This window comes from Stetteria hydrogenophila (assembly GCF_054657575.1).
Window position 1 is genome coordinate 503251 of the sequence record NZ_BAAHYL010000002.1, and the last position, 17766, is coordinate 521016.

The following is a 17766-nucleotide window of genomic DNA, read 5'->3' on the forward strand; positions in this document are numbered from 1 at the left end:
CTTAGGCTCCGCTTCATGATACTAACCCTGCTAGCCGTTAAGCCCAGCCACGGCTACGAGCTGAGCAAGACGATTGAGGAGATCACCCTCGGCAACGTCAAGGCCAGCCCCGGCAGCCTCTACCCCCTGGCTCCGCGAGCTCTCCGAGGAGGGCCTAATCGAGGAGGAGGCCGTGATCGAGTCGGGCAGGCTCAGGAAGGTCTACAGGCTAACCGATAAGGGATGGAGCGCTCTCGCCGACGCGCTCGACGTAGCCAAGGCCATCACGGAGAACATGCTGCACATAATCAACCTCGCCGCCGAGAGGGTTAGGGCCAGGAGCGCCCAGGGCACCCGGAAGCCGTGCGTGCCGGCCGAGGTGCTAAACCACCTCTACAGGCTGGAGGAGACGGTGAAACGCCTGTCCAGGGCGCTTGAGGAGAGGGCGTGCAGGGAGGAGGGGTCCTGAAGGGCCGGGCGGCCTCGGCGCGCCCACGCCAACCCTGGGGCCCCGTTAGGGTTTTCCGGGCTCACCTGACTCCTGCGGTGTCGAGGATCGCGTCCAGAAGCTCCGCTAGGTCCCCGGGGCTGTAGCCCAGCCCGGGCTCCTCGAGCACGGGGAGGTCGAACGCCGCGCGGGGCCTCGCCAGGCGCACGGCCTCGGAGGCCCTGATGAGGTGGGGCGAGCCGAGGCTGCCCGCCACGCTGACCGCCCTCGAGTACCTGTCCCCGCTGAGGACGGCCGCCTTGCCTGGCGCCACCGCCACGACTACGTTTGCCGTGAGCGAGAGCGGGGTTGGGGCTGCGACGTCGGACTGGGACTCGATGACCACCGCCTCCCGCCTGTCGAGGATCGCCTTCAGGCAGGAGTCGGCCTGGGCGAGGGAGCCGGGGCCCAGCAGGCCCTCCATTAGCTCGTCCCCCGCCCTCACAGGCTCCGGCTTGAGGGCGGAGGCGGCCTCCTCGATCCTCCTGGCCCAGAGCCCGGGCAGCCTCCTCGCCGCCTCGGTGTTGACTGCTTGCAGCGTGCTCTTACCCCTCCCCCCGCAGGCTGTGAGCCTCGCCGCGACCGCCCTCAGGTGGAGGGGCAGATCGCTCGTGGTCACCCTCCACTCCGACCTGGAGGGGTCCACCGGTGCCAGGAGGACGGCGAGCGGGTTGACCTCGTCCAGGGGATCCTCGGGCTCCGCCGCCCTCGCCAGGGCGACGGCGTCCCCGCTGACGACGATGCCGAGCCTCTCAACCTCCCTGAGCACCCACGGGCTCCTCCAGAGGTCGACCCCGCCCACGGGCTTGGAGACGCCCACGTCGAACCCCATCCGGGCCAGGCCGCCCGCTATCCCGGCTGCGAGCGTGGTCTTCCCGGAGTCCACGGGTTCAAGGCCGACCACGAGCACCACGAGCCTCGCCGCCACCGCGGCCCCCCAGGGTACCCCAGGGGGCCGGGCGGGGCCTATCGTGGTTAAGGGCGCCCGGGGGGAGGGCGTGGGCTAGGAGACCAGGGTCCCCTCGCGGGCCTCCCCGAGGACTAGCCGCTTCAGCCTCTCCGGGTCGCTGCCGTCGATGAAGTAGAGCCTGACCCCGCTCCTCCTAGCCATCGAGAGGGCGACGTGGTCGAAGAGCTCGTAGCCCCCGGCGGTCTGGGGCTTCCCGGAGACCACCCTCTCCAGCTCGTCGTAGGAGAGCCTCGCCGCCACCCTGCCCTCGACTATGACGCCGGGGACTCCGCGCAGCAGGTTGACGAGCGGCGCCCTCAACGCCTCCGCGAGGGCGACTGCGACCGCGTTAGTGCTCTGCCCCGGCTGGAGGCCTCCGAGGATGGGGACGAGCCCAGCGGCCACGTGGTCGAGGGCCTCCTCTAGGCTAGCCGGGACCCTGAGGGGGGAGAGGGGCCACAGGGCGGCGGCGAGTGTGAGGGCATTCAGTCTCGCAGCCCAAATGCCGACGACGTCCAGCACCGCCTCGGGGACACCCGCGGCCCTCAGCTCCGAGATCCGCCTCCTCGCAGTCGAGCCACCGCCAACAACCACTGCCAGCGAGACGCCGCGGCGCCTGAGATCCCTAACCACCCCAGCCAGCCGGGCCACGTACCCCTCAGACTCGGCGAGGCTTCCGCTAACCTTAACCACGACCCTCTCGAGGCCAGCCAAAGCCGGGCCCCCAACGCGGGAGCCGGCTCGGGGGGGCTAATTTGGAGGCACGCCGAGGAAGTCCCGCCCCCCGTGGAGGCTCGGCACGCTCGTGTTAGGGCACAGCCCTCCCGGGGGGAGAGGGCTGCCCAGGGTAGTCCCAGGGATCCTCACCGCCCCAACGGCGGGGGGTGGAGCGTCAGCTGTCCTGGCCTCGCTCATCCCGGAGGGGGCTTAGTCGCCGCTTTTAACCCTCGTCACCCGCGGCGCCCCCGCCGCGCCTGAGCGCCTCCCGGATCCCCCCGGGTATTCCCGGGGTCGCACCACCTCTACGAGGTTACCAGCCGCTGGGGGGTTAATTCCTGCTGGGTGCAGTGTGAGGGGGGTGAAGTGGAGTGGCTGCCTCCGACGTTGCCCGAGCGGTTAACGAGCTGGCGTCGAGGCTGCCGAGCCCCAGCTTCGACGCTGGCTACGTCCTAGCGCTCGCCGGGCTGGTGCTACTGGCTGTCTTCGGCGTAGCCTTCCTCGGAATCGTCACTGTCCGGGGGGTAAGGGCTATTGCCAACATGCCGCCGGAGAAGTTCATAGTCTTCACGATCAGCCTGGCGCTAGCCCTCATAGTGGTTGGGGCTCTACTCCCCTAGCCGCGCCGCCCCCGGCTAGGCGGCCTGGGCGGCTGCTCTTTCCTCGAGCTTCCTCTTAACCATCTTCAGCCTCACGAACTCCTCCCTCATCCTCTCGTCCAGCACGGACTTGACGTACTTGATTGCAGCCTCGTAGCTCGGGAGTATGACGTAGTCCAGGGCGTTGATGAGCCTCTGCGTCTCCCTCAGCTCCTCGATGAGCCTCCTAATCATCTCCTCTAGCTCGGCCAGCTTGAGGAGCATTGGGAGGAGCCTCCTGAGCCTCACGGCTGCCTCGAGGAGGTAGGGGCTCACGTCGGGGGGCAGCACGAGTGGGGGCATGCTCTCCTCCACAAGCCTGAACGTGGGGGTCTTCACCGCGAACACAGCCATCATGCCCGTCTGGACCCTCAGACTATCGGGGACCATGTAGGCGGCGGACTCCACGGCCTCCACCCCCATCTCGGCTGCCCCCATGTAGTACGTTGAGTAGACCTCGTCGAGGAGCTTGTACACCTCGCCCTGGTACCTGTTGTACTCCTCGGCCGCGCTCCTAATGTAGTGGAGGAGCACCTCCCTCTTCTCCTCCATAACCCTCCTAATCCTACGGATAACCTTCTCCTCACGCCTAAGCATGATCAAGTTAATCTTAGTCGGCAGCACCCTCCTCGGGTCCACAGCCAAAGCAACCGCCCCCACAGCGCAGCGCCGCTAGTCGAGCAACCGCTTCAGGAAGGCGGCCGCCCCTAGGTTAAAACCTAATCACTAGCCTAAGGGAGTTATTAGCGTCAACGCAGCCGGTCACACCCCGCCGCGGCGAGGGCCCCCTCCAAGCGTTGCCCTCGGGGAGGGGTGTGGCGGCTGGCGGCTAGCGCCGCCCCTTAAGCAGGAGGGCGACGCCCCGGAGCCAGCCGCGCGTTATACGAGTAGAGAAGCAAGCGAGTAGGGAAGGTGGAAATGGGCCCTCTAGGGGGTAGGGGGTTCTAGGCGGTCTTGCCCCTGTACTTGGGGTGGTACTTCTTAACGTACTCCTCCCTTATGTTGGTTAGCTCCTCCTCGGGGAGTATGGAGAGTATCTCCCACGCTATGTCGAGCGTCTCCTCTATCGGCCTGTTCTCCCTCACGCCCTGGTTGAGGAAGCGGCGCTCGAAGGCGTCTGCGAACTTGAGGTACCTCCTGTCCGTCTCGCTGAGGCTCTCCTCGCCGACGACTGCGGCGAGGCTCCTCAGCTCGACGCCCCTGGAGTAGGCTGCGTAGAGCTGGTTGCTCACGTCGCCGTGGTCCTCCCTCGTCTTCCCGGGGCCTATGCCCTCCTTCATCAGCCTAGAGAGGCTCATGAGCACGTCTATGGGCGGGTAGATGCCCCTGTTGTACAGCTCCCTGCTGAGGACTATCTGGCCCTCCGTTATGTACCCTGTGAGGTCGGGGATCGGGTGGGTTATGTCGTCGTTGGGCATCGTCAGGATTGGCATCTGCGTTATGCTGCCCTTCCTGCCCTTCACCCTCCCAGCCCTCTCGTAGATGCTGGCGAGGTCGCTGTAGAGGTAGCCGGGGTAGCCCTGCCTGCCGGGGACCTCCTCCCTGGCGGCGCTGATCTCCCTCAGCGCCTCGGCGTAGTTCGTCATGTCGGTTAGAATGACTAGGACGTGCATGTCCCTCTCGAAGGCGAGGTACTCGGCAAGGGTCAGGGCTGCCCTCGGGGTGACGAGCCTTATCATCGCCGGCTCGTCGGCCAGGTTCACGAACATTGCAACCCTGCTGAGGGCCCCCGTCTCCTCGAAGAACTTCCTGAAGAACAGGTAGTCGTCGTACTTAATCCCGATGGCTGCGAATACTACTGCGAACTCCTCCTCCTCGCCCCTAACCGTGGCCTGCCTGGCGATCTGGGCTGCGAGCGTGTTGTGGGGCAAGCCGCTGCCGCTGAAGATGGGCAGCTTCTGCCCCCTCACCAGCGTGTTCATCCCGTCGATAGCGCTTATACCGGTCTGGATGAAGTCCTCCGGGTACTCCCTCATCGCCGGGTTGAGCGGGGCGCCGTTCACGTCCCTCTTCTCCTCGGCGACGACTGGGGGTCCGCCGTCGATCGGCTCCCCCAGGCCGTTGAAGACCCTGCCCAGCATGTCCTCGCTGAGGGGGATCTCGAGGGGCTTGCGGAGGAACCTCACCTTGCTGCCGGTGGTGGTGATGCCGGTGGTGCCCTCGAACACCTGGACTACGGCGATGTTCCTGTGGACCTCCAGGACCCTGCCCCTCCTCCTCTCGCCGCTCGCGAGTTCGACCTCAACTATCTCGTCGTACCCTATGCCGGAGACCCCCTCAACGACGATGAGGGGCCCCCTGACCTCGGTGACTCGGGAGTACTCCTTAGCCCCTAGGATCCCAGGCGCTCCAAGGGCCATGAAGCACGCACCCCCGGCTAAGCGGCGCCGGCCCTCAGGGACTCGAGGGCCTTGAGAACCTTCTCCCTCAACTCGTCTATAAGCTCTACCCTATCGTTGGGCACCTCGAACTTGGCCCTGACCATGTCCAGGTAGAGCCTGCCCACCGCCTCCCTGATCTCCTTGACTGTGACGCCCGCCTCCACGAGCTCCATGGCCTTGCGGTAGTAGTCTATGATCATCTGGAGGAGCTTGAACTGCTTCACCGGCGGGGTGAACGCGTCCACGGGGTCGAAGGCGTTCTGCTTCAGGAAGCCGTCCTTTATGAGTCTAGCCACGTCTAGGATGAGCTTGTCCTTCTCGTCGAGGCTCTCGGGGCCTATGAGCCTCACTATCTCCTGGAGCTCGCTCTCCCTGAGGAGTATGTTCATCGCCTCATTCCTGTACTCGGCCCACCTCGGGTCGACGTTCTTGTGCCACCACTCGGCTACTAGGTCGGAGTACGCGCTGTAGCTAGTGAGCCAGTTTATCGCCGGGTAGTGCCTGCTGTAGGCTAGCTTCGTGTCGAGCGCCCAGAGCACCTTGATGAACCTCATCGTGTGGCTCGTGACCGGCTCGGTGAAGTCGCCGCCCGGCGGGCTCACTGCGCCCACGACCGTGGCGCTCCCGACCCTGCCGGGGCTGCCCAGCGCCTCCACCCTGCCGGCTCTCTCGTAGAACTCGGCGAGCCTCGAGGCCAGGTAGCTCGGGTAACCCTCCTCCGCCGGCATCTCCTCGAGCCTCCCCGCGATCTCCCTGAGGGCCTCCGCCCACCTGCTCGTCGAGTCGGCGACTAGGAGCACGTCGTACCCCATGTCCCTGTAGTACTCGGCAATCGTTATGCCGACGTAGATGCTCGCCTCCCTCGCCGCCACGGGCATGTTGCTAGTGTTCGCTATGAGCACGGTCCTCTCCATCAGCGGCTTCCCGGTCCACGGGTCCTTGTACTTGGGGAACCTCACCAGGACCTCGGTCATCTCGTTGCCCCTCTCCCCGCAGCCGATGTAGATCACCACCCTGGCGCTGCTCCACTGGGCCAGGCTGTGGAGCGTCACGGTCTTCCCGGTGCCGAAGCCTCCCGGCACCGCCCCGGTGCCGCCCTTCGCCATGGGGAAGAGCGTGTCTATGACCCTCATGCCCGTTATGAGGGGCTCGGTGGGCTCCAGCTTCACCTTGTACGGCCTGGGGACCCTGGCGGGCCACTTCTGGTAGAGCTTGATGGGCACCTTCCCCCTCTCCGTCTCAACCTCCGCGATGGTGTCCTCGACCGTGTACTCGCCCTCACCCGCCACCCAGGAGAGCCTCCCGTGCACGTTGGGCGGGACCATTATGAGGTGTCTTATGAGGCTCGTCTCCTGCACCCAGCCGAGCACGTCGCCGCCCGAGACCTTGTCGCCCGGCCTGAGCTTGAACCCGCCGCTTGGGTCGCCGGGGATGAAGCTCCACTTCCTCTCCCTGTCGAGCGCCGGTACCTTGATCCCCCTCTCGACGAATATGCTCCTCTCAGGCATCTTGGAGGCCAGGACCTCCGCGATCCTGGTGAGGGGCCTCTGGATGCCGTCGTAGATCACGCCAAGGAGTCCTGGGCCCAGCTCGAGGCTCAACGGGCCCCCGGTGCCCTCAACGGGCTCCCCGGGCTTGAGGCCCGTGGTGGACTCGTAGACCTGGATGTATGCCAGGTCGCCGCGGATCCTCGTTATCTCGCCGACGAGGCCCTCCTCGCCCACCCTGACCATCTCGTACATCTGGGCGCCGCTCATGTTCTCGGCGACCACGAGGGGGCCTGCGACTCTAACAATCCTGCCCTTCACGGGCACGAAGCGGCACCTCCAGGGTACCGCGGGCTAGCTGAAGAGTATTTTAGATGCTATGCTTCTGAGCCTTGGCTCAGCCTCCTTGAGCAGGTAGTCCAGCGTGTAGTCCAGGGTCACGTAGCCGTCCTTGGAGCGGGCGATGACTCCTCCAATGATGCTCGCGGGCTCCTTGGAGACCTCGACCCCCTTAAGGCGCTTCGCGATATCCCTTGCGAGGTCCATGTCCTCGGCGGCGACGCTTACCACGAAGCCGCCGTGTGCCTCCGCCTCCGCGGCGACCGCCTCCATAACCCTCCTCATGTACCTCTCGTACCACTCCGCCCCGGCCTTGGCCGCCTTGATCCTCTCCACGACCGCCTCTATGACCTTGTCGAGGTGCCTGCTCTTCTCCTCTGCCAGGGCGGTCCTGAGTTTAAGCTCCCTCTTGGCCCTCTCGCTCCTCAGCTTCTCCATGACCCTCTCGTGCGCCTCGATAGCCTTCTCCTCGGCCTTTACGAGGAGCTTCTCCCTCTTATCCTCGAGCATGCTCAGAGCGGTCCTGCGGGCCTCCTCAAGCTCGCGAAGCGCCTTCTCAAGCTCAGCCCTTACTGCCTCCTCAGCAACCCTGCCCGGGTCCCCGTAGAGCTTGGCCACGACCTTCACCCCACGCCAAGGGCTTTAGCGAGCATCTCTTGCACCCTTAAGGGCTTAGCGGGGGCCCACTTCGAGGCGAGGATTAGGACCTGCGCCCCGAGCTTCGCCGCCTCCCTCCTCAGCGCCTCCTCATCGTCGACTACGTGCCGGAGGACTATGAAGAGAGCGGCCTCCCCCGCCTTCTCCCTGATGACCTTCAGGACGTCGCTGGTCGAGCGGGCCTCCGCGACCGAGAGGCCCGCGGTCCTGAAGAGGGGCAGGGTGTCCCTATCCCCTATGACTACGAGCTTGCCGCCTCCGCGTTGCAACCCAGGCCAGCCCCCAGCAGGTAGGGTAGATTCAGGTGTTTGAAGCTTTTTATCCAGCCAAACCCAGGCAATGCACCCACGGGGTTAGGCCTCATCCCCGAGATGGCGCAAGCCGGTTGGTGAGGTGGCGCTGTTGCTAGTGTCACGTAGGGTTGAGGAGGTTATCGTGGCTGTTCCATACACGTTCTACGATAGGGTAGTCAAGGAGATAGCCGAGGCGGGCTTGATGCAGGTAGCCGAGCCGCCGAGGGAGCTCGGGGTCAGGCCCGACGTCAGCATGATTCAAGCCTTCAACGAGGCCTCGGAGAGGGTGTCGAAGATCGAGTCCTTCTTCCGGGCCATAGGCTTGGAGCCCAGGCTCCTCCGGGGGGTCGAGGTCAGGATTAGCGGCTGGGCCAGCGGGGTTCGCGAGGTAGCCGAGGAGTACTCGGGCCTCGAGAGGGAGTTCGAGGAGGGCCTCTCCCAGATAGAGGAGTTGGAGACGAGGCTCAGGGAGCTCCACTCCATCAGGGAGCTCCTCGAGTCCATAAAGCACGTGGACGCCGACCTGAGGGCCGCCTCCCAGGCCAAGAGGGTGTCCTTCTCGGTGGGTCTCGCACCCGCCGAGGCGGCTGCGTTGGCCGGCGAGATCGCCTCCAGGGAGGGGGTAGTGGTTGCAGTCGATGAGGCCGGCGAGGGGAAGGCGGTCATCGCGGTGGCCGGGGACGGTGTTAGGGTGCTAGTCGCGACCGCCCAGCTCAGGGGCTACGGCTGGTCCCCCCTGTGGCTCCCCGAGTGGATGCCGGGCAACCCGGCTAAGGCGCACGAGGAGGCCTCCAGGGCGGCGAGGGAGATGAGCGAGAGGATAGAGTCTATAAAGAGGAGGCTATCGAGCCTCGCCGACAAGCTGGCCGAGTACTACACCAAGATGTACGTGCTTAGGGAGGTGCTCAGGATCCTAGCCAACACCGCCCGCGTCAAGACGATGGCGTTGATCAGGGGCTTCGTCGACACGAGGGACAGGAAGAAGCTTGAGAGGCTGCTGGGGGACGCGACGGGCGGGGCCTACCTCATGGTGAGCCTCGGCGCTAGGAGGGCCGAGGAGAGGGTGCCGAGCAAGGTCGAGGTGCCCCGCTTCCTGAGGCCGTTCCAGAGGGTGCTGGAGCTATACGGCCACCCCGAGCCGGGTGAGATAGTCCCCACGGTGTTCATGGCCGTGACGATGCCCGTCATATTCGGGCTTATGTTCCCCGACGCGGGCCACGGCCTCCTAGTTATCGCCTTCGCCCTCCTCTACATGGCTAAGAGGAGCAGGGACTGGGGGATCCTCGCTGCTATACTCGGGGCGGCCGGCGTCGTGGGAGGGATCCTCGCGGGCGAGTTCTTCGGCCCCCTCACCGGGAAGCCCCTGGTGGAGATGTGGCGTTCCCTAGGCTTCGAGGCCCCACCCCTCTCCCTGGGCCTGCACGAGGCAGTGGAGGGCGAGGCCGACCTCGCGGCCGCCCTGCTCCACCGCGGCATCGGCATCTCCCTGTGGATAGCCGCCTTCATGCTAACCCTGGGCACGCTGCTCGCAGTGGTGGACGCCCTCCTGAAGGGTGAGGCGGAGGAGGCCGTCGCCTCTAAGCTGCCGAAGTTCATCCTCTTCGCCAGCGCCACGCTGCCCTTCCTCCTAACCCTAGACCCACATAAGGCGGGCAGCGTCATCAGCGAGGCGGTCTTCGGCCCGAGGGAGTCGGCGCTCTCCAAGGTAGTCTTCTACGGCTCGCTCACTGGCATCGCCTGGCTGATGCTCGGGAAGCCGGTCATAGGCCTGGCCACGGGTCGCGGGGCGGGCTTCGGCGAGGCGTTCATGGAGGCCTTCGAGTCGATACTAATGGTAGTGGGCAACATCCCGAGCTTCCTCAGGATCCTCGGCCTGGGCCTCGCCCACTCAGGCCTCATGCTAGGCTTCACAATGATGACGATCCCGCTCCTCAACGGGCCAGCGGGCTACGTGGCCGGCGCCCTAGTCTACGCCACCGGCAACCTGCTCACCGCCGGGCTCGAGAGCATAATAGCCTTCGCCCACAACCTCAGGCTGCACTTCTACGAGTGGTTCAGCAAGTTCTACAGCGGAACCGGGATACCCTTCACACCCGTGAGGATCCCCGAGGGAGTAACGATAGTCATCACAGCCTAGCCCGCCCCTCCCGGCAATCCTTGAAGCACTCCAAGGGCAACCAGCCCCTCCAGCGCCCGGGGCGCTCCTGGAGCGCTACCCACTCCACCCTCACACTCCTCGACGCCCGGGCCCCCGGGATCCCCCAGAGGAGCTGTTTGATGAGAAGCATGGGGGGCTCGTGGTCTGGTGTCCGTCCCCATGGAGGGCTGAGTCGGCAATACCAGCCCTCCTCACCGCCCCCCAGCAGGCTGATGGCTGCCCCCGGGGGCCTTTACGCTTAATAGCACCTATACCCGTTGGGGTGGTGGGTGGCTCGGGTTGGTGGAGTACCTGGTCCTCGACTTCTTCGGGACGGTCGTCTCGCTGGGGTCCCTCCTAGACTCCTACGCCGCCCTTGCTAGGAGGCTCCAGGGGCTGGGGGCTGAGGTGGAGCCCGACGCTTTCGCCCGGCTCTACGCCAGGGTCCTCGAGGGGCTCTGGCGCCGTGAGGCGGCGCCTTTCACGAGGGCGCTGGTCGAGGCGGCTGGGAGGGTTGGGGTGCGGCTCGGCGAGGGGGAGGCGAGGAGGCTGGTGCTCGACGTTATCCCCCGGAGGCTCACCGCCTACAGGGACGCCGTGGAGGCCCTCGCCATAGCCTCGACTTCCTTCGAGGGCGTGGCCATCGCCAGCGAGGGGGAGAGGGGCGTGGTGGAGGAGGCGTTGAGGGCCCTCGACTTGGACCCCTACGTCTCCGCCGTGGCGTCGTCGGAGGAGGCTGGGAGGGCCAAGCCGGACCCGGCGGTGGTGAGGCTCGCCCTGGATAGGCTCAACGCCCCGCCCGAGGCCGCGGGCGTCGTGGGGGACTCGGAGGAGGACCTGGAGGCCGGTGCTGGGGCCGGGGTGGGGTTCAAGGGGCTCGTGGTGAGGAGGCCGCTCACGCTCTCAAGGGCCCGGCCCGACGCTGTGGCGTGCGACCTCGTCAACATGGTTAGGCTGGCGCTGGTGGGCTAGCCGGAGGCTACGTAGAGGGCGTGGTAGGGGTACCCGTCGAGTCTCCTGGCGACCGCCTCCATGCTCCTCGACCCCTCCTCCACGAGGAGCAGGATCACCCCGTAGTCCATCAGCGCCCAGGCGCCCTTCCTCCTCAGCGTGGCCGTGATCCTCTGGTACGCCCTCCTCGGGTCGGGCAGGGGCCTCGAGACCACCGCCTCCACCGCAGTCCTCAGCTTGGCCGCGAGCCTCGCCGAGGGGGCTGCGAGGGTGAAGCCGCTGGGGCCGAGGCTCTCCGCTATCCTCGCCGCGTCCCTGGCGGCCTCCGCCGCGCACTCCTCCGGGCTGGCCCGCTTCACCCTCTTCCCAAGCACCTCCCAGGGGAGCCCCGGCCTAGGCCTGGGCTTGCTGAAGTACTCCTCTATCCCCCTCCTCACCACCGCGTTCGCCGCCGGCCTCCCGCCGCGGAGCCTCGCCCTCGCCGCGGCGTCCATGATCGCCTTCAGCTCCTCGACCTTGTCCACCTCCTCCGCCCTCATCCTAACGATAGCCGCGAACGCCTCGGGGGGCAGGTACGTGCGGGGCTTGTGGCTCGCCCCGGGCGTGAGCGACGCCAGCACCGCCTTGGCGCCGCTCAGCTTGAACACCCTGCCCCCTCCGCACTCGCCGTAGGAGACCCTGACTAGGGGCGGGTCCCCGGCGAGGCACGCAGCGGCCTCCCCGCCCTCGGCCTCCGGGTCAATGCACCTGCCCCCCTTGAGGTCGAGGAGGCACCCCCGCCCCCTGCCGAGCCTGAGGGGGAGGTTGACAACAGTGTACTCCAGGATCCCTGCGTGCCTGAGGGCCTCGAGGGAGCGGTAGGCCGAAGCCTCGCCCCCCGCGAGCGCCGCGAGCAGGCTGATGGGCACCAGGGCGTCGAGGCCGCGCCTGGAGGCCGAGGCCGCGGAGGCTATGGCGTTGTAGACGAGGAGCGCCGCGCTGGGCCTCACCGCCTCGGCCATCTTCATCCTCTTCTTGGCCTCGAAGTCGCTGGGGTCGTAGAGGGCCAGCGCGATCGCGGGCCTCCCGTCCCTCCCCGCCCTCCCAACCTCCTGGTAGAAGTCCTCGACGCTGTCGCTGGGGAAGACGTGGGCGACGAACCTTATGTTCGGAATGTCCACCCCCATCCCGAAGGCCTTAGTCGCCACGATGACCCTGGGCCCGTCCCCGCCCCTGCTCGCCCTCGCCACCGCCTCCTCGACCTCCCTCCTCCTCGACTCGCTCATCTGCCCGTGGTAGACCGCGACGCCGCCCACCCTCTCGGCGATGGCCTTGGCGACCGCCTCGGCGTTCGCCCACCTCGCCCTCGAGCTCTTAACGTAACCCGTGAAGACGAGGCCTATCCAGGGGCCGCCCTGGGACTCCGCCCACCTGGCCAGCTCCTCCACCACCCTCGCGGCGTCCGCTAGCCTAGGGGGCCCGGAGGGGGAGGGGGTGACGTCGAACTCCAGCTCGGGCCTGAGCGGCGGGGCCCTGAGTATGTAGGGCCTGCCCTCCACCGGCTCCGGCGCGTCCACGGGGCCCTCGAGGCTCACCCTCGCCTCCACCGCCCTCCCCGGGTCCTCCCCGAGGGCGGAGAGCACGTCCTCGGCGACGCCGGGGGGAGCGGTGGCGGTGAGCGCCAGCACGGGGGGCCAGCCGGCCTCTCTCCTGAGCCCGGCCACCATCCTCGCCATGTGGAGGTAGCCGGGCCTGAAGCTCATCCCCCACCTGCTCAGCGTGTGGGCCTCGTCGAGCACGATCAGCGCGGGGGGAGAGGCCTTGAGCGCCTCCTCGAACGCCGAGTCCTCGAACCTCTCGGGGGTGATGTAGAGGAGGTCGAGGAGCCCCGAGAGCGCGGCGTCGAGGGCCTCCTCTCTCCTGGTCTTCGAGACGCTCGAGTCTATATAGAGGGCCCTGAAGCCCCTACCCGCCGCCCCCCTGACCTGGTCGTGCATGAGGGCCTTGAGCGGCGAGACCACGAGGGCAGCGTAGCCCGCCCCGTTGTCGGCTAGGACCCTCGCGGCGACCTGGAATATGGCGCTCTTCCCCGCCCCCGTCGGGAGTATCACCAGGGCGACCCCGGCCTCCCCCCTCGCGGCCATGGAGTAGAGGATCCTGAGCGCCGCCTCCTGGTAGGGTCGCAGGCTCGCGCCGCGCCAGTGGAGCCTGAACACCCTCCTCGACTCCTCCATGAGGTCCTCCACGCTCAGGCCCACGTCGCCCTCGAGCCTGGCGTAGTCGCCCGAGAGGATTATGGAGCCGCTCCCCCTCCTCTCCTTCAGCCTGGCCAGCGCCCTTGAGACGCTCCTCCCCCCGAGGCTCGCCGCGGCGGCGAGCGCCTCCTCCGCGCTCCCCCGGGCCAGCCTCTCGGGGAAGAGTGTCACCACCTCCCCGGCGGCGAGGACCTCAGGGTTCACCCTCACGTAGCCCCACGAGGCCACCGCGACGCCTCCGCGGGCCACCCACTCGTCGACGCCCGACTCGTCGAGGAGGACTCCGCCGGTGCACTCCGCCACGGCGCGGGCGAGTGCGAGGCCGGGGGAGACGATGAGGACCCTCCGGGCCTCCCCGGCGACGCCGAGGGCCGCCGCTGCGATGTCGCAGGGCCTGGTGAGCGCCGGGGAGTCCCTGTGGACCACCACCCCCGCGGGCCTGGGGCCCTCGACCCCGGCCTCCAGGTCGCCGGGGGAGACGGGGGTCAGGCTCCTCCCCCGGGGCAGCCTCCCGGGAGGCTCAGGCGCCGGGATCCCGGCGGCGGTGGCCAGCTCCTCCTCCCACGGGGGCGGGGGCTGCCTGAGGCAGGCGCCCGGGGGGAGGGTGCAGTTGTAGGCCGCCTCCACCCCGCTGGGGATGTGGGAGGCGTGCCAGGGCTCCACCTGCACCCCGCCCCGGGGCTTCCCGGGCCGCCACTCGAGGCTCGCGGCTATGGCGGTGGGTAGTAGCTTGGAGAGCGGGGACCCCGAGCGCTTCGAGTAGTAGTAGGCCCTCGCCGGGTCCCCCCTCCTGAGGGCGAGGCTCTTCAGCGCGGCGTAGGCTGCGTACTCCCACCCGCTGCTCCCCGGCTCCCTGGGCTCCTTCAGCTTGTAGGGCTTGTAGAGCGGCGCGGAGAGGACGGGCTTGTCGGTGACGACCACGCCGCTGGGGGGCGCCGGGGGCTCCAGTGGCTCCAGGATCCTCGCCTCGGAGACCTCGCCGGGGAGCCTGTCCCAGTCGACGCCTGCGAGCCTGAGCGCCCACGCCGAAGCTCTCGCGGCCCTCTCAACGGCGTGCGCGGGATCCCCGGCTAGGGCCCTGAAGTGGTAGGCTGCGGCCGCCAGGTTCGGGGGCACATCGGGGAAGGCTATGGAGAGGAGCAGCTTGGCGTCTACGCTGGGCACCCCCTCGGGCGTGGGGCAGTCGCCCCAGTAGACGTAGAGCCCCGGGGCCCCCCGGGAGAGGAAGACCGCGAGCGCCTCCCCGGCGTCGCCTGCCGCCCTCGGGGACTCCTGGCCCCCCAGCTCGACGCTCAGCCCGCCGACCCTGAGGAAGACCCGGCCCCCGACGCAGGCGGCGTACGCAACCCTCCCCCGGGCCGCGTCGTAGACGCTCCCAACGCCGAGCAGCCTGCTGGCGGCCCTCTCCCACTTCGGCAGGCCTGCGGAGAGGAAGAACCGCCTAGCCCTCGCGATCATGTCCGAGGGGACGCTGCACCCCCTTACGGCGAGGAGCACTATCTCCTCGTACAACCCCGCCCTCTCGAGGGCCTCAAGCACCCCCCGCGGGGGGCACCCCTCCAGGGACCTGATCAGGGGGACGACGCGGGCGTAGTCAACGCTCCCCTGGGAGAGGAGGGAGGCGACGCTATCCCACCCCTTACGCCCGGAGAGCCACCTCCACAGCATCCCTCCAGTGCCTCCAAGCCCAGCAGGGGCCCCGCAAGGAGACCCGGGGGGCCGCGGTGTGGAGCCCCCGCCCCCACGGGGGACTCGGCTGGGTCAACGGATTAAGCCCGCCAGCCGCCCTAGAGTAGCCCCCCGGGCCAGCTTAAAGCGGCGGTGACGACTACACCATGGGCCGACGCGCCCCACCCGCCGGGTGTGGGCGGGGTGGGGACTCCGGCAGGATCCGAGCCGCTGGCCCTCCGTGCTACTGTTTCGCCGCGCGCCTCCTGAGGCGCCACTTCACGGCTTGGAGCATGGCGAGGATCCCGGGGATCCCGCGTGTCGCCTTGAAGCGCCCCCTCCTGATAGCCTCCACCACCGCCTCGGCGCTCGCGGGCTCCTCGTGGAGCTTGATGTGTGCGAGCCCGACCTCCCTCGGGACGTGGGCGTCGCTCCCGCTCGTGCCCGGGAGCCCCAGCTGCCCGGCGGCGCGGGAGGCGAGGATGTTGGCCGGGATGGGCGCCCTGGCGTTCCAGGCCTCGACCGCCGCCCAGGCCCTGGCGTGGGCCCTGAGAGCCCTGCCCCCGACGCCCTTCCTGCGGGTGTCGTAGGGGTGGGCTGGGATGAGTATGCAGGCCTCCCGGGCCGCCCACTCCGCCAGCTCCCACACCCCCGGCCTCGCGGGTGGGGGGGTGGATGGCGTCGAGGCGCAGAGGGCTAGGACGTGCCCCAGCCTCGTCGTCACCTCCACCCCGGGGATGAGGGTGACGCCGAGGCTCCTGGCCTCGCTTAGCGCCTGGGGGATCCCGGCGAGGGTGTCATGGTCGGTGACTGCCAGGGCGTGGAGGCCCCGGGCCCTTGCGAGCCTAACCGCTTCCCCGGGGGTCATGCTGCCGTCGCTGGCTGTGGTGTGGAGGTGCGTCTCTACCCTCCACGCCATGCCATCCTCGCCTCCACCGCCCTCAGCGCCCTCTCGGCGTCCCCCCTCGCCCAGTGGATGCCCAGCTCCTCCACGGTCTCGGGGAGCGGGACCCCGTACTCCTCGTGCCACCCCCTTAGCCTGTAGTACTCCCTCCTCGCCTCCTCGAAGTCCCTCCAGTCCAGGAAGGCCCTGACGCCCTTGAGGGGCCCGTCTGGTATGGGCTCCATCCACCTGGGTGGCACGGTGTCGTCGAGGGGTGGGGTTACCCAGTCGAGGACGCCGTGTATCCTGGCGAGGGCCTCGGTCCTCCTCGCCGCGGCGTAGAGGTCCTCCTTGGAGTAGCCGAGGCCAGTGACGGCGTTGAACAGCTCCACTATGTCGTCCATGCTGTAGGAGACGAACTTGCACTGCACCAGGCTGTCGAAGACGGCCTCCCTGTCCCTGTCCTCGGCCAGGCTGGCCACCCTCTCCCTCGCAGGCCCCTCGCTCGGGGCCTCGTGGGGGTGGGGCCAGCCCCTCAGGTGGCTCGCGCCTATGTCGGCGGTGGCGTAGCTCAGCCCGTAAGCCCTCCTCCCCCGGGGATCCCACGCGGGGGCCTCGAGGCCCTTCACCTCCACCGCCGCCTCGGCGCCCCTGCCGAGCGCCTGGCTCGCCCTCCTCACGCCCTCCGCCAGGATCGCCCCGAGCCCCCTCCGGTACGCTATGTTGTGGAGGAGCCTCTCAACCGCCTCGGCGTCCCCGAAGCCCCTGGGGGCGTCGGGGTACTCGTCTCGGGTCAGGATCCCCTGCTCCGCGAGCTCCATCGCCCAGGCTATAGCGTTCCCCGCGCTTATCGAGTCCAGGCCCAGGTCGTTCGCCAGCCTGTTGAAGTAGAGCACCGCGTCCCTGTCGAAGACGCCAACGGCGGCGCCGAGCATCGCCAGGTTCTCGTACTCCGGCTTGACCCTGAACCTCCTCCCCCCATGCTCGGCCTCGACGTACCTGGCGCACTTGAGCGGGCACCTCGGGGGGTGGATGAAGGGGCCCGGCTCGACCTCGACGGCCTTGATCGCTTCCCCAGCCAGCCTGGCGGCGAGCTCCTCTGGTATGTAGGGGCGCTTGAAGTTGTAGGAGGGGCTCATGCTGAGGGAGGCGCTCACGAGCAGCCCGTTGGTTGTCCCGTACCTCCTCGTGTCGGCGTACCTGGGGCTAGTCGACATGTAGTCGTAGAGGGCCTTAGCCTTCTCCCTCAGCCTCTCCGGCTCCGCAGCCTCGACCCGGCCGGTGCCCTGGACGGCCACGGCCTTCAGCTTCTTCGACCCCATGACTGCGCCGAGGCCGCCCCGGCCCGCGGCCCTCTCCCCGTCGAACGTTATGTTCGCGATCCTCACCAGCCTCTCCCCCGCCGGGCCTATCGCCGCCACGGATGCGCCGCTGTCCGTCTCCCTCCTCACCGCCTCCACCGTGTCCGGGACCCTGAGGCCCCACAGCCTCCCCGCGTCCCTGACCTCGACCTCGCCGTCGTGGATCCAGAGGTAGACCGGGTCCCTCGAGGCCCCCTCGACTACGAGCGCATCAAACCCGGCGGCCCTGAGCTTGTTGGCGAAGAAGTCGCCGGCGTAGGAGTCGTTTATGAGCCTCGTGAGCGGGCTCTTCGAGACCACCGCCACCTTGCTGGCCCCGGGCACGAGGCCGTTGAAGGGGCCGGCGGCGAAGACGAGCTTGTTCCCCGGGGAGAGGGGGTCGGTGCCCGGGGGGACCTCCCTGTACAGGATGAGCGTCCCGAGCCCCTTCCCGCCGATGAAGAGCCTCAGGTCCTCCTCCGGTATCTCCTCGACCCTCCACCTGCCCGTCGACAGGTTGACCCTTAGTAGCTTGAAGTTGTAGCCCTTCAACGCCCAGCCCCCCGCCCCGCCGGGGGCGGGGCTGGCTAATAACTCGCGGTACGGGCAGCGCCCGCGGAGGGTGC

The 17766-nt window shown here is 68.2% G+C and carries 15 protein-coding genes and 1 pseudogene; 5 read left to right on the top strand and 11 right to left on the bottom strand.

Going from position 1 to position 17766, the window contains the following annotated elements:
* Positions 1–15 precede the first annotated feature (15 nt).
* Together ACYQ3J_RS06025 and ACYQ3J_RS06030 are read left to right on the top strand one after the other, a co-directional pair.
* Positions 16–75: pseudogene (locus tag ACYQ3J_RS06025) on the top strand (hypothetical protein); the annotation flags it as partial.
* Positions 74–448, top strand: a complete 375-nt coding sequence (locus tag ACYQ3J_RS06030; protein ID WP_460125825.1) for a PadR family transcriptional regulator — start codon at positions 74–76, stop codon at positions 446–448. The pseudogene ACYQ3J_RS06025 and the gene ACYQ3J_RS06030, both read left to right, overlap by 2 nt.
* A 61-nt stretch (positions 449–509) precedes the next feature.
* On the opposite strand, the gene ACYQ3J_RS06035 is transcribed toward ACYQ3J_RS06030, so the two are convergent.
* The 3 genes from ACYQ3J_RS06035 to ACYQ3J_RS06045 form a co-directional block, all read right to left on the bottom strand.
* Entirely contained in the window at positions 510–1394 is an 885-nt protein-coding gene (locus ACYQ3J_RS06035; RefSeq protein WP_460125827.1) for a hypothetical protein, read from the bottom strand.
* Positions 1395–1469: 75 nt separating this feature from the next.
* Positions 1470–2129: an amino acid kinase family protein gene (locus ACYQ3J_RS06040; RefSeq protein ID WP_460125829.1), complete on the bottom strand. Its 660-nt coding sequence runs from the start codon at positions 2127–2129 to the stop codon at positions 1470–1472.
* 36 nt (positions 2130–2165) lie between these two features.
* Positions 2166–2330, bottom strand: a complete 165-nt coding sequence (locus tag ACYQ3J_RS06045; RefSeq protein WP_460125831.1) for a hypothetical protein — start codon at positions 2328–2330, stop codon at positions 2166–2168.
* A gap of 173 nt (positions 2331–2503) precedes the next feature.
* Between ACYQ3J_RS06045 and ACYQ3J_RS06050 the strand changes: the two genes are divergently transcribed.
* Entirely contained in the window at positions 2504–2752 is a 249-nt protein-coding gene (locus ACYQ3J_RS06050; RefSeq protein WP_460125833.1) for a hypothetical protein, read from the top strand.
* A gap of 15 nt (positions 2753–2767) precedes the next feature.
* Here the strand turns inward: ACYQ3J_RS06050 and ACYQ3J_RS06055 are convergent, their stop codons facing one another.
* From ACYQ3J_RS06055 to ACYQ3J_RS06075, 5 genes are all read right to left on the bottom strand, one after another.
* On the bottom strand, positions 2768–3409 hold the full coding sequence (locus ACYQ3J_RS06055) for a V-type ATP synthase subunit D (RefSeq protein ID WP_460126264.1): 642 nt from the start codon (positions 3407–3409) through the stop codon (positions 2768–2770).
* A 305-nt stretch (positions 3410–3714) separates the two neighbouring features.
* Positions 3715–5130, bottom strand: a complete 1416-nt coding sequence (locus ACYQ3J_RS06060; protein ID WP_460125835.1) for an ATP synthase subunit B — start codon at positions 5128–5130, stop codon at positions 3715–3717.
* A 17-nt stretch (positions 5131–5147) separates the two neighbouring features.
* Positions 5148–6965 (bottom strand): V-type ATP synthase subunit A, encoded by a 1818-nt coding sequence (locus tag ACYQ3J_RS06065; RefSeq protein WP_460125837.1) that lies wholly within the window; start codon positions 6963–6965, stop codon positions 5148–5150.
* Between the two features lie 27 nt (positions 6966–6992).
* The gene (locus ACYQ3J_RS06070) at positions 6993–7595 is read right to left on the bottom strand and encodes a V-type ATP synthase subunit E (protein WP_460125839.1); all 603 of its coding nucleotides are present in this window, start codon (positions 7593–7595) and stop codon (positions 6993–6995) included.
* 5 nt (positions 7596–7600) lie between these two features.
* Complete coding sequence (locus ACYQ3J_RS06075) at positions 7601–7903, bottom strand: V-type ATP synthase subunit F (protein WP_460125841.1); 303 nt, start codon at positions 7901–7903, stop codon at positions 7601–7603.
* 139 nt (positions 7904–8042) lie between these two features.
* On the opposite strand from ACYQ3J_RS06075, the gene ACYQ3J_RS06080 reads away from it, so the two are divergent.
* A complete protein-coding gene (locus ACYQ3J_RS06080) occupies positions 8043–10064 on the top strand; it encodes a V-type ATPase 116kDa subunit family protein (protein WP_460126266.1) in 2022 nt (673 codons plus the stop codon).
* A gap of 303 nt (positions 10065–10367) precedes the next feature.
* Positions 10368–11036 (top strand): HAD family hydrolase, encoded by a 669-nt coding sequence (locus ACYQ3J_RS06085; protein ID WP_460126268.1) that lies wholly within the window; start codon positions 10368–10370, stop codon positions 11034–11036.
* Here ACYQ3J_RS06085 and ACYQ3J_RS06090 read toward each other — a convergent pair.
* The 3 genes from ACYQ3J_RS06090 to ACYQ3J_RS06100 form a co-directional block, all read right to left on the bottom strand.
* Complete coding sequence (locus ACYQ3J_RS06090; RefSeq protein WP_460125843.1) at positions 11033–14917, bottom strand: DEAD/DEAH box helicase; 3885 nt, start codon at positions 14915–14917, stop codon at positions 11033–11035. The two genes, ACYQ3J_RS06085 and ACYQ3J_RS06090, sit on opposite strands and share 4 nt — an antisense overlap.
* A 244-nt stretch (positions 14918–15161) precedes the next feature.
* Positions 15162–15836 carry a PHP domain-containing protein gene (locus ACYQ3J_RS06095; protein ID WP_460125845.1) on the bottom strand — a complete coding sequence of 225 codons (675 nt, stop codon included), beginning with the start codon at positions 15834–15836 and terminating at the stop codon, positions 15162–15164.
* The gene (locus ACYQ3J_RS06100; protein WP_460125847.1) at positions 15821–17692 is read right to left on the bottom strand and encodes an aldehyde ferredoxin oxidoreductase family protein; all 1872 of its coding nucleotides are present in this window, start codon (positions 17690–17692) and stop codon (positions 15821–15823) included. Before ACYQ3J_RS06100 ends, ACYQ3J_RS06095 begins: the two co-directional genes overlap by 16 nt.
* Between the last annotated feature and the right edge of the window lie 74 nt (positions 17693–17766).